Origin of the sequence: Mesorhizobium ciceri biovar biserrulae, from assembly GCF_001618845.1 — a bacterium.
GTDB lineage: Bacteria > Pseudomonadota > Alphaproteobacteria > Rhizobiales > Rhizobiaceae > Mesorhizobium > Mesorhizobium ciceri.
In genome coordinates this window covers 626,488-638,422 of sequence record NZ_CP015064.1, presented here as the reverse complement: position 1 = coordinate 638,422, position 11,935 = coordinate 626,488, and the positions used below count along the sequence as shown (strand labels likewise).

At 64.6% G+C, this 11,935-nt stretch carries 12 protein-coding genes; 11 read left to right on the top strand and 1 reads right to left on the bottom strand.

Translation table 11 applies throughout. From position 1 onward, the window contains the following. Positions 1–74 precede the first annotated feature (74 nt). The 11 genes from A4R29_RS02990 to A4R29_RS02940 all read left to right on the top strand — a co-directional run bounded on the left by A4R29_RS02990 (position 75) and on the right by A4R29_RS02940 (position 10,467). Complete coding sequence (locus A4R29_RS02990) at positions 75–1,082, top strand: ABC transporter permease (RefSeq protein WP_063171145.1); 1,008 nt, start codon at positions 75–77, stop codon at positions 1,080–1,082. After that, entirely contained in the window at positions 1,075–1,923 is an 849-nt protein-coding gene (locus A4R29_RS02985) for an ABC transporter permease (RefSeq protein WP_063171144.1), read from the top strand. The genes A4R29_RS02990 and A4R29_RS02985 overlap by 8 nt, the downstream gene beginning before the upstream one ends. Next, complete coding sequence (locus tag A4R29_RS02980; protein WP_063171143.1) at positions 1,920–2,798, top strand: ABC transporter ATP-binding protein; 879 nt, start codon at positions 1,920–1,922, stop codon at positions 2,796–2,798. Before A4R29_RS02985 ends, A4R29_RS02980 begins: the two co-directional genes overlap by 4 nt. After that, on the top strand, positions 2,791–3,627 hold the full coding sequence (locus tag A4R29_RS02975; RefSeq protein WP_063171142.1) for an ATP-binding cassette domain-containing protein: 837 nt from the start codon (positions 2,791–2,793) through the stop codon (positions 3,625–3,627). The genes A4R29_RS02980 and A4R29_RS02975 overlap by 8 nt, the downstream gene beginning before the upstream one ends. A 78-nt stretch (positions 3,628–3,705) precedes the next feature. After that, a complete protein-coding gene (locus tag A4R29_RS02970) occupies positions 3,706–4,305 on the top strand; it encodes a VOC family protein (RefSeq protein WP_063171141.1) in 600 nt (199 codons plus the stop codon). 141 nt (positions 4,306–4,446) lie between these two features. Next, the gene (locus A4R29_RS02965; RefSeq protein ID WP_063171140.1) at positions 4,447–6,741 is read left to right on the top strand and encodes a bifunctional salicylyl-CoA 5-hydroxylase/oxidoreductase; all 2,295 of its coding nucleotides are present in this window, start codon (positions 4,447–4,449) and stop codon (positions 6,739–6,741) included. Beyond that, entirely contained in the window at positions 6,738–7,511 is a 774-nt protein-coding gene (locus A4R29_RS02960; RefSeq protein WP_063171139.1) for an SDR family NAD(P)-dependent oxidoreductase, read from the top strand. Before A4R29_RS02965 ends, A4R29_RS02960 begins: the two co-directional genes overlap by 4 nt. After that, positions 7,505–7,975 (top strand): MarR family winged helix-turn-helix transcriptional regulator, encoded by a 471-nt coding sequence (locus A4R29_RS02955; RefSeq protein WP_013527979.1) that lies wholly within the window; start codon positions 7,505–7,507, stop codon positions 7,973–7,975. Before A4R29_RS02960 ends, A4R29_RS02955 begins: the two co-directional genes overlap by 7 nt. After that, positions 7,972–8,784 (top strand): enoyl-CoA hydratase family protein, encoded by an 813-nt coding sequence (locus A4R29_RS02950; RefSeq protein ID WP_063171138.1) that lies wholly within the window; start codon positions 7,972–7,974, stop codon positions 8,782–8,784. The genes A4R29_RS02955 and A4R29_RS02950 overlap by 4 nt, the downstream gene beginning before the upstream one ends. 75 nt (positions 8,785–8,859) lie before the next feature. Then, positions 8,860–10,008 (top strand): acyl-CoA dehydrogenase family protein, encoded by a 1,149-nt coding sequence (locus A4R29_RS02945; protein WP_063171137.1) that lies wholly within the window; start codon positions 8,860–8,862, stop codon positions 10,006–10,008. A 63-nt stretch (positions 10,009–10,071) separates the two neighbouring features. After that, on the top strand, positions 10,072–10,467 hold the full coding sequence (locus A4R29_RS02940) for a RidA family protein (RefSeq protein ID WP_063171136.1): 396 nt from the start codon (positions 10,072–10,074) through the stop codon (positions 10,465–10,467). Positions 10,468–10,491: 24 nt separating this feature from the next. Here the strand turns inward: A4R29_RS02940 and A4R29_RS02935 are convergent, their stop codons facing one another. Continuing rightward, positions 10,492–11,583 (bottom strand): LLM class flavin-dependent oxidoreductase, encoded by a 1,092-nt coding sequence (locus tag A4R29_RS02935; RefSeq protein WP_063171135.1) that lies wholly within the window; start codon positions 11,581–11,583, stop codon positions 10,492–10,494. Positions 11,584–11,935 lie beyond the last annotated feature (352 nt).

Sequence of the window (11,935 nt, the reverse complement as noted above, 5' to 3'; positions counted from 1 at the left end):
AAGGTGGCCGCGAAGCGGCCGGATGAGGGGTCTTCGTTCCATCAGTCACCGAAACGCATTAGGCCTACGCCAGAATGCTCCTGCAAAGATTCCTGATCCGTCTGCTGACGATGCTGATCACGCTGTTCGGCGTGGCCGTCGTCGTCTTTGTCGTGATCCGCGTCGCGCCCGGCGATCCGATCGCCATGATGCTGCCGCCTGGTGCTACGGATGCCGACATTGCCCGGCTGCGAGCGCTCTACGGCCTCGACAAGACCATCGTGCAGCAATTCTTCATCTGGCTGTCAGGCGTCGCCAGGGGCGATTTCGGCACCTCGATTTCGCTCAGGCAGGATGTGCTGGGTCTCGTCTTCAACCGGCTGCCAGCGACGCTGGAGCTTGCCATCGTCGCGCTTGTGATGGCGGTGGCGCTCGGCGGCACGACGGCAATCATCGGCGCGCGCGAACGCGGCACGGCGGTCGAGGCCGGCATCGACATCGCCAGCGGCGCGGCGCTTTCCATTCCCGACTTCCTGTGGGGCCTGGTGCTGATCCTGCTGTTCGGCGTGCTGGTGCCGATCTTCGACATTTCCGGCCGGGTGTCGCCGCAACTCGACCTGCCCTTCGTCACCCAGTTTTATCTGTTCGAGAGCTTGCTTCGTCTGCGCCTCGACCTGACCTGGGATCTGCTGAAACACATGCTGATGCCGGCCGTGGCGCTGGCGCTGCCGCTGGCGGCGATCATCTCGCAGCTGCTGAAACAGTCGCTGAAGGAAGTGCTCGACCTCGACTACGTCGTGCTGGCGCGGGTCAAGGGATTCTCGGAAACACAGGTCATCCTGCGCGAAGCGCTGAAGAATGCCGCGCTGCCGACGCTGACGCTGGTCGGCGTGCAGTTCACCTTCCTCATCGGCGGCACCGTCATCGTCGAACGGCTGTTTTCCTATGAAGGCCTCGGCAACATGGCGATCGACGCCGTCATCAACCGCGACCTGCCGCTGATCCAGGGCATCGTTCTGGTCTTCGCGCTGCTGCTCGTGCTGATCAACCTCAGCGTCGACATGATGTACGCGCTGCTCAATCCAAGGCTGCGCCATGGATGAGGGCCGCGCTCAAAGACGAGCTGTGTCGCCGCGTCTGTGGCTGGCCGGCGGCTGGCTGCTGCTGGCGCTTCTGGCGGCAATCTTCGCGCCGCTGGTCGCGCCGCAGGATCCGCTGGCGCAGGATTTGATGCTGGAACGGTTGCCGCCGTTCTGGATGGCCGGCGCCGAACCCGGCTATTGGCTCGGCACCGACAGCCTCGGCCGCGATCTGTTGTCGCGACTGATCTTCGGCGGCCGCATCGCCTTCATCGTCGCTTTCGCCGCGGCCATCGCCGCCTGCCTGGTCGGCTCGATGCTGGGGCTCATAGCCGGCTATTTCGGCGGCTGGGCCGACCGCATCATCTCGCGCATCGTCGATGTCTGGATGGCATTTCCGCCGGTGCTGTTCGCCATCCTTTTGGTTGCGGTGCTCGGCACAGGCTTGAGTTCCGTCATCCTCGCCATCGCCATCATCGACTGGACGCGTTTCTGCCGGGTGATCCGTGCCGAGACGATGGGCCAGTCGCGCATGGACTATGTCGAGAATGCCCGCATCGCCGGCTATGGCCGCATCGGCATCATGCTGCGCGAAGTGCTGCCCAATGTGGTGCCGTCAATCGTGGTGCTGCTGTCGCTGGAAATGGGCATCGCCGTCATCGTCGAGGCGATCCTGTCCTTCGTCAATCTGTCGATCTCGACCGACGACCCGACCTGGGGCGGCATCATCGCCGAGGGCCGGCTGTCGATCCACCAGGCCTGGTGGGTGCTCGTATTTCCGCTGATCACGCTGATCCTGACCGTGCTGTCGTTCAGCCAGTTCGGCGAGGCGCTGAAGATGCGTTTCGATCCGGTGCTGCGATGAGCGCCTGTCTCGACGTCAGGGATCTGAGCGCCGTGCTGCCCAACGGCCAGCGCGTATTGCGCTCGGTGTCGCTTGCCGTTCAGCCCGGCGAGGTCCGCGCGCTGGTCGGCGAAAGCGGCGCCGGCAAGACGATGATCGGCAAGGCGGTGCTCGGTGTGCTGCCGTCGAGCGTGCGCATCGTCGAAGGCGACATGCGGCTCGAGGGCGAAGACCTCGGCAAATTGCAGCCCAAGGCGCGGCGCACGCTGATCGGGGCATGCACGGCGCTAGTCCCGCAGGACCCGCTGACCGCTCTCAACCCGTCACGCCGCATCGGCTCGCAGATGACCGACCGGCTGGTGCGCATCCTCGGCTGGAGTGGCGAGAAGGCCGATACCCGCATTCGCCAGTTGCTCGACGAGGTGCAGATCCGCGACCCCGACCGCGTGCTCAAAAGCTATCCGCACGAACTGTCCGGCGGCATGCGCCAGCGCGTGCTGATCGCTGCCGCCTTCGCCGCCGAGCCAAGGCTGATCGTCGCCGACGAACCGACCACGGCGCTCGACGTCACCGTGCAGAAGCAGATCCTGCGGCTGATCGCTGCGTTGCAGCGCGAGCATGGCACGGCGATCCTGTTCGTCACCCATGATCTCGGCGTCGTCGCCAAGATCAGCCAGAGGGTCTCGGTGCTCTATGCCGGCAAGGTGGTGGAGGAGGCCGAGACCGCAGCGCTCTTCGCCGCGCCGCAGCACCCCTACACACGGGCGCTGATCGCGGCGACGCCACGCTACACCGATCCTTTCGCCTCGCTAAGACCGGTGGACGAGGCGGTGCTGGCCGGACTTGCTTCGGAGATCGCTGCCGCCGACCAAGCCTGGAGGCGGTCGCATGGTTGAACCGTTGTTCTCCGTGCGCGGGCTGAAGGTCGCGCTGCCCGACATGACTCGCAAGCCACTGATCGGCCGCGCGCCATTGGCCGAAATCCTGAAGGGCCTGGACTTCGACCTGCCGCGGGGCTCGGTGACCGGCATTGTCGGCGAATCCGGTTCGGGCAAGTCGACGCTCGGCCGCGCGCTGGTGCGCCTGCTGCAGCCAAGCGCCGGCAGCATCAACTTCGACGGCCGCAACATCACCAATCTGCCGGAAGCGGAGCTGCGGCCGCTGCGGCGCAATCTGCAGATGATTTTTCAAGATCCGATGTCGTCGCTCAACCCGCGCCGCACCATTGCCAGCATTATCGCCGCGCCTTTGAAGCAGAATGGTCTTGGCGACAACCTGAAGGCGCGCGTCGCCGAGGCGCTGCAGCGTGTCGGCCTGCCGCAAAGTTTCGCCAGCCGCTATCGGCACGAACTGTCGGGCGGCCAGCGCCAGCGCGTCGGCATTGCGCGCGCTCTGGCGCTGTCGCCAAAATTCGTGCTCGCCGACGAGATCGTCTCGGGCCTCGACGTCTCGACGCAGGCGCAGATCCTCACCCTGCTGGAGGAGCTTGCCGCGGAGATGGGGCTGACCGTCGCTTTCATCAGCCACGATCTGTCGGTCATCCGGCGGCTGTGCCGGCAGGTGATCGTCATGCGCGAAGGCGCGATCGTCGAAGCGAGCGCCACCGACACCTTGTTCGACAAGCCGCGGCAAAGCTACACGCGCGATCTCATCGCGGCCATTCCGCTGCCCGAGATCGATGCGAACTGGCTCGACATTCCTTCCGCAGCCAAGCCGCCGCCATGAATGCATACGCACGCCGACGAGCGGGCCTCGGACGTGCGACCACAAAGACCCAAGTCCCGCCAAATGGAGAGGACTGACATGAAGACCACAATCGCAATTGCGACGCTCGCCGCCGCTATGCTCGGCAGCGCCGGCATGGCCTCGGCGGATTCCATCCCGGGCATGCGCGGCCACGACCACACCGGCATCACGGTTCCCGACATGAAGCAGGCGGTCGACTTCTTCACAGAAGTGGTCGGCTGCAAGAAGGCGATGTCGTTCGGCCCGTTCGCCGACGACAAGGGCACGTTCATGCAGGATCTTCTGGGCGTCGATCCGAAGGCAGTGATCGAAGAGGTCACCATGGTGCGTTGTGGCTACGGCTCGAACATCGAGCTGTTCAAATACACCGCGCCGGACCAGAAGAACCTGACGCCGAAGAACAGCGACATCGGCGGCTTCCACATCGCCTTCTATGTCGACGACGTCGCCGCTGCCAAAGCCTATCTCGACGGCAAGGGCGTCAAGACACGCTTGGGACCATTGCCGGTCAAGGAAGGACCCGCCGCCGGCCAGACCATCCTCTATTTCCAGGCGCCCTGGGGGCTGCAACTGGAAGCGATCAGCTATCCCGACGGGATGGCCTATGAGAAGGGCGCCGAGACGGTGTTGTGGAGCCCGAAGAGCCCGGAAAAGTGATCCGGCAGCGCGCTTGCGCGATGACACGCAGGCGCGCTTTCGCCATGTCAGGACGATCGTTCTGATATAAAACTTTAAGCTTGAAATATCTTGTCGCCGGCGCGATACTGAACTCCAGCAAGCGAAGAGGAGATCGCACAGATGAAGGTTGCGGTTCTCGGCGGCGGACCAGCCGGCCTCTACTTTGCCATTTCGATGAAACTGAGGGACGCCGCCCACGATGTGACGGTGTTCGAGCGCAACCGCGCCGACGACACGTTCGGCTGGGGCGTCGTGCTGTCGGCCGAAACGCTCGACAATCTGTCGAAAAACGATCCGGTCAGCGCCGTCTGGATCAAGAAGCACTTTGCCTACTGGGACGACATCGCCGTCATTCATGACGGCGTGCGCACGGTCTCGTCAGGGCACGGTTTCTGCGGCATCGGCCGCAAGCGGCTGCTGGTCCTGCTGCAGCGCCGGGCGCGTGAACTCGGCGTCAAGCTGATGTTCGAGACCGACATTGCAGATCCCAAGCCCTACATGGCGACGCATGATCTGGTCGTCGCTGCCGACGGCCTGAACTCAAGGGCGCGCAACAGCTTCGTCGACATCTTCAAGCCCGACATCGACACCCGCAAATGCAAGTTCGTCTGGCTCGGCACCAACCAGAAATTCGACGACGCCTTCACCTTCATCTTCGAGAAAACCGAGCATGGCTGGGTGTGGGCCCACGCCTACCAGTTCGACAGCGACACCGCGACCTTCATCGTCGAGTGCAGCGAGCAGACCTGGGCTGCCTTCGGCTTCGGTGCGATGTCGCAGCAGGAATCGATCGCCGTTTGTGAGCGGATCTTCGAAAAACATCTCGGCGGCCACGCCTTGATGACGAATGCCAACCATATCCGCGGTTCGGCCTGGATCAATTTCCCGCGCGTGCTGTGCGAGCGCTGGTCTTACAAGAATCTCGCGCTGATGGGCGATGCGGCGGCGTCGGCGCATTTCTCGATCGGCTCCGGCACCAAGCTGGCACTGGAAAGTGCTGTGGCGCTGGCCGAATATGTCGAAACCGAGCCGGACTTGGATGCCGCCTTCCGCAGATATGAGGATGCCCGCCGCACCGAGGTGCTCAAGCTGCAATCGGCGGCGCGCAATTCGCTGGAATGGTTCGAGGAGGTCGAGCGCTATCTCGGCCTCGATCCGGTGCAGTTCAACTATTCGCTTTTGACCCGCTCGCAGCGTATCAGCCACGAGAATCTGCGACTGCGCGATGCCGAATGGCTTGAAAGCGCGGAAGAATGGTTCCAGCGCCAGGCGGGCGCCGGCGGCAACAGCCTGCGCCGCGCGCCGATGTTCGCGCCGTTCAAGCTGCGCGACATGAGGCTGCAGAACCGCGTCGTCGTTTCGCCGATGGCGCAGTACAAGGCTGTCGACGGCTGTCCGACCGACTGGCATTTCACCCACTACGCCGAGCGCGCCAAGGGCGGCGCCGGCCTCCTCTATATCGAGATGACCTGCGTCAGCCCGGAAGGGCGCATCACGCCCGGCTGTCCCGGCTTCTACGCGCCCAAGCATGAGGTGGCGTGGAAGCGGCTGGTCGATTTCGTCCACACCGAGACCGAGGCCAAGATCTGCGCCCAGATCGGCCACTCCGGCGCCAAGGGCTCGACCCGGCTCGGCTGGGAGGGCACTGACGTGCCGTTGGTCTCAGGCAACTGGCCGGTGATGGCGGCTTCGGCCGTTGCGTGGTCGCCGCAGAATCAGGTGCCGAAGGCGATGAACCGCGCCGACATGGACCGCGTGCGCGACGAATTCGTGGCGTCCACCGAGATGGCCGATCGTTGCGGCTTCGACATGCTCGAAATCCACGCCGCGCATGGCTATCTCTTGTCGTCCTTCATCACGCCGGTCACCAACCGGCGCACGGATGAATATGGCGGTTCGCTGGACAATCGCATGCGCTATCCCCTCGAAATCTTCCGCGCGGTGCGCGCCGCCTGGCCGGCGGAGAAGCCGATCTCGATGCGCATTTCGGCCAATGACTGGGTCGGCATCGAGGGCGTGACGCCGGCCGACGCGGTCGAGATCGCGCGGCTGCTGCATGAGGCCGGCGTCGACATCTGCGATGTCTCGGCAGGCCAGACCTCGGCACTGGCCAAGCCTGTCTATGGCCGCATGTTCCAAACGCCGTTTTCCGACCGCATCCGCAACGAGGTCGGCATGGCGACGATGGCGGTCGGCAACATCTACGAGCCGGACCATGTCAATTCGATCCTGATGGCCGGCCGCGCCGACCTGGTGGCGCTGGCGCGGCCGCATCTTGCCGATCCCTACTGGACACTGCATGCCGCCGTCACGCTCGGCGACCGCGGTGTCAAATGGCCTGATCCCTATCTGCCCGGACGCGACCAGCTCTACCGTCTGGCCGAGCGCGACGCCGCAGCGGGGCTGAAAGTATGACGGCCGCCGCGACGATACCCGGCAAGCATGCGCTGGTCACTGGCGGCGGCTCCGGCGTCGGGCGGGCCATCGCGCTGGCGCTGGCTGCTGCCGGCATCGGCGTCACCATCTGCGGCCGCCGGGAAGCAGAGCTCGCCAAGGTGGCCGGCGAAAACGACCGCATCTCTGGCATCGCCGCCGATGTCACCGACGAGGCGGCAATGGCAGCGCTCTACGAGAGGGCGCAAGCCGCGCGCGGCCCGTTCGACATCGTCGTCGCCAATGCCGGCATGGCCGGCAGCGCGCCAGCGCACAAAACCGCGCTCAGCGACTGGCAGCGGACGCTCGACGTCAATCTGACCGGCGCCTTCCTGACGGTGAAGCCCGCGCTGGCCGGCATGGCCGCGCGGAAAACGGGACGAATTGTTTTCATCGCCTCGACCGCCGGCCTGAAAGGCTACGCCTACGTCGCGTCTTACGTCGCCGCCAAGCATGGCGTCATCGGCCTGATGCGGGCGCTTGCCGCCGAAACAGTGAAATCCGGCGTCACCGTCAACGCGGTGTGCCCAGGCTTTGTGGAAACCGAAATGCTGGAAGAGTCCATCCGGCGCATCATCGAGAAGACCGGCCGCTCGGTCGAGCAAGCGCGATCGAGCCTTGCCTCGACCAACCCGCAAGGCCGCTTCATCCAGCCGGATGAGGTCGCCGCCGCCGTGCTGTGGCTGTGCGGCGACGCCGCCCAATCGATCACCGGACAGGCGATTTCCCTCTCAGGAGGCGAAACATGGTAGCCGGCCCCCTGCCCGCGCCGTCGGGACCCGGCAAGGACCGCTTGCGTCTGTGGATCAGGCTGCTGCGTGCCTCGCGCACGATCGAGGCCGAGCTGCGCGAGCGGCTGAAGAAGGACTTCAACACCACGCTGCCGCGCTTCGACGTGATGGCAGCGCTTTATCGCGCGCCGGAAGGCATGCTGATGAGCGACCTGTCGCGCTTCCTGCTGGTCTCCAACGGCAATGTCACGGGCATCGTCGACCGGCTGGTTTCGGAAGGACTTGTCGCCCGCGCGCGGCGCAATGGCGACCGCCGCACCTCGATGGTGCGGCTGACCGAGGAAGGCACGCAGGCTTTTGCCGCGATCGCCGCGGCGCATGAAGGCTGGATCGGCGAATTGCTGGGCAAGGTCAGTGAGGACGACGCGCGCCGGCTGACCGGCATGCTGACCTCGTTCCGCAGCAACTGGGAGGGACGCGAATGACCGCAATGGCCGGGCGCAAGCCGAAGCATTTCCTCTGGGAGGTCGAGGGCAGGACCGCCAAGGTCCGGCTCGATCGGCCGGAGCGCAAGAACCCGCTGACCTTCGACAGCTATGCGGAACTCCGCGACACGTTCCGCGACCTCGTCTATGCCGACGATGTCGACGCCGTGGTGTTCCTTTCCAATGGCGGCAATTTCTGCTCCGGCGGCGATGTCCACGACATTATCGGCCCGCTGGTCAAAATGGACATGAAGGAGCTCCTGGCCTTCACCCGCATGACCGGCGATTTCGTCAAGGCGATGCTGAATTGCGGCAAGCCGATCATTGCGGCGGTCGACGGCGTCGCGGTCGGCGCCGGCGCCATCATTGCGATGAGCTCCGACATCCGCATCGCCACGCCGGAAGCCAAGACCGCGTTCCTGTTTACCCGCGTCGGCCTCGCCGGCTGCGATATGGGCGCCTGCGCGATCCTGCCGCGCATCATCGGCCAGGGCCGCGCCGCCGAGCTGCTCTACACCGGCCGCACCATGACGGCTGATGAAGGCGAACGCTGGGGTTTCTACAACCGGCTGGTCGATGCCGCCGCGCTTGAAGCCGACGCGCTCGACATGGCGGCGCGCATCGTCTCCGGCCCGACCTTCGCGCACGGCATCACCAAGACCCAGCTCAACCAGGAATGGTCGATGGGCCTCGACCAGGCGATCGAGGCGGAAGCGCAGGCGCAAGCGATCTGCATGCAGACCCGCGACTTCGAACGCGCCTACAAGGCGTTCGTGGCCAAGGAAAAGCCGGTGTTCGAGGGGGATTGAGGATGATGCTTTGCGTGGAGACGTTGGCGGGAGGGGGGCGCCGTAGTGCGCAAGGCCTCAATAGCGGGGCCACCAATGCCTGATCGTTCCTTCCTCTCCTGGCCGTTCTTCGAAGACCGCCATCGCCACCTCGCCGAGCACCTCGAGGCATGGTGCACGACCAACCTCCCAGTCGATCACCATGATGTCGACGCCGCCTGCCGCGAGCTGGTCAGCAAGCTCGGCCGAGACGGCTGGCTGAAGCCGACGGCGCTCGACACCGACAATCCGGGCCCCCTCGACGTCCGCACTTTGTGCATCACGCGCGAGACGCTCGCCCGCCATGACGGGTTGGCCGACTTTGCCTTCGCCATGCAAGGGCTGGGCACCGGCGCGCTCAGCCTGTTCGGCACGGTGGAGCAGCAGCAATGGCTTTCGAAGACGCGCGCCGGCAAGGCGATATCAGCCTTCGCCCTGTCGGAGCCGCGCTCGGGATCAGATGTCGCCAACACGGAAATGACGGCGACCCGCGACGGCGACAGCTACGTTCTTACAGGCGAAAAAACCTGGATCTCCAATGGCGGCATCGCCGACCTCTATGTCGTCTTTGCCCGCACCGGCGAGGCGCCGGGCGCCAAGGGACTTTCCGCTTTCCTCGTGCCTGGCGACGCCAAGGGCCTTGGCATCGCCGAACGGCTCGAAGTGATCGCGCCGCATCCGCTGGCGCGGCTGTCTTTCGAGCGGGTCCGCCTGCCGGCCACCGCACTGATCGGCAAGCCAGGCGACGGCTTCCGCATCGCCATGTCGGTGCTCGATGTGTTCCGCTCGACCGTCGGTGCGGCGGCACTCGGCTTTGCCCGCCGTGCACTGGATGAAAGCATCAAACGCGTGGCCGAGCGCAAACTGTTCGGCGCGCCGATGGCCGAATTGCAAATGGTGCAGGGGCACATCGCCGACATGGCGCTCGATGTCGATGCGGCGGCGCTGCTGGTCTATCGTGCCGCCTGGACCAAGGACATGGGCGCTGCCCGCGTCACCCGCGAGGCGGCGATGGCCAAGCTGTTTGCCACCGACAAGGCGCAAGAGGTGATCGACAAGGCCGTGCAACTGCACGGCGGCGACGGCGTCCGCAAAGGCCACATCGTCGAAAGCCTGTATCGCGAGATCCGCGCGCTGCGCATCTATGAGGGTGCCTCCGACGTGCAGAAAGTGGTGATTGCGCGGCAAGTGATGGGCGCGGCCTGACGGCGGCAAATTGACGAGCGTTCGATTTTGAAAATTGGGTTTTGGAATACCGGGAGGTTTTGAATGCACACGATTCTGCAGCCGGAAGGCTGGGCAAAACCTGTCGGCTACGCCAATGGCGTCGCGGCGCGCGGGCAGCTCGTCTTCGTCGGCGGACAGGTCGGCTGGAACGGGCAATGCCAGTTCGAGACCGACGATTTTGTTGGCCAGGTGCGGCAAACGCTTCAGAACATCGTCGCGGTGCTGGCGGAAGCCGGCGCGGGGCCGCAGCACATCACCTCGATGACCTGGTACTTCACCGACAAGGCCGAATACCTTGCCAATCTCAGGGGTATCGGCGAGGCCTATCGCGAGGTCATCGGCCGGCATTTTCCGGCGATGGCCGCCATGCAGGTGGTGGCGCTGGTCGAGGATCGCGCCAAGATCGAAATCCAGGCCACCGCCGTCATTCCGGAATAAATTATTGGCTGCCTCAGGAATAAATTATTCGCGAAGCCCCGCCTGCCTCAAGATCGGCAGCACGTGATCGCAGAAATAGGGCAGTTCTTGCGTGTAGTTGACGAAGGACAGCGCGATGCCCTGATAGCCGTGCCCGGCAATGGCGACCATGTCGGCGGCGATCGTTTCCGGCGTTCCGATCAGCGGGTAGGTGCCGGCGCCGCCGGCGAAACGCTGCCGGTAGCGGTCATAGGCGTGCGGGTCGTGCGATTGCGAGAATTCCTTCTTGCCGGCCATGTGGGCATCGACGGCGTCATGGTCGGCCATATCGACGGCGTAGCGCGTGTAGTAGGCCTGCGCCTCTTCCATCGTCGGGCGGCAGACGACATGCGCCACGGTGTAGACGCCGACATCGCGGCCTGCCTTATCGGCCCGCTCGCTGATGTCGGCGACATGCTTGCCGGCATCGCTCATTTCCGAAAATGTCGTGAACAGATAATCGCACCGGGCGGCAGCGAAATCGCGGCCCGGCCCGCCGAAGGCGGCGTTCATGGTCACGGGGCGCGGAACCTGCAGACTGGCCGGCCGGCTGACAGCCTCCTTGAGGCGGTAATAAGTGCCTTCGTAATCGAGCGGCTCGGCCGACACATAAAGCTTTTCCAGGATTTCGATCCATTCGGCCGCCTGATCGTAGCCCTTCTCGACCAAAGGCGTGCCGAACATGCCGAATTCCTTCGGGTTCCAGCCGCAGACGATGTTCAAGCCCGCGCGTCCCTGGCTGATATGGTCGACCGTCGCCAGCGCCTTGGCGGCATAGAGCGGATGCACCAGCGGCACATGCACGGTCATGAACAGGCCGATCTGCTCGGTGGCCATGGCGAGTGCCGCCGCCCAGGTGAAGGTCTCGAACGACCATTCGCGCACCTTGTTGCGGCCGCCGAAGCCGCGCCAACGCGCGATCGGCAGCATGAACTCCAGCCCGGCGCGGTCGGCGATCTGGGCTGCGGTCACATTGTCCTGCCAGCTCGCCGCCCAGCGCTCCGGCACATCGGTGATGGCGAGCCCGCCATCGGCATTGGTTGAAAAGACGCCTAGCTTCAGTCTGTTCGGGCCGTGCAAGGGGTATGGTTTGTTCATGTCGCGACCTCCCGGCGAAGATCGCACGCTACGGCTCCGCAGAAATATTTCAAGCATGAAATAGCTTGGCGTCACCATCGCTCGCGGGTATCGGTTCCAGCGGGCCGCACCATGTCCGCCACGCAACGGACACCGCAGCTTTTTAAGCTTAAAACTTTCGCCTTGAAAAGCGCCGCACTTTGGATAAGCATTCCGGAGTCGATGGCGATTGCCGTGCCGGACGGGCTTGCCGGCCAGTCCATCGAGCAGACCAGTCCATCGTGCCGGCCAGCCATCGTGGGTGCTCCGGGTGGGAGTCTCAGTTCTTGTCGTTCATACTGCCCCAGTCATCATCCAACACGCGCCATGCCTT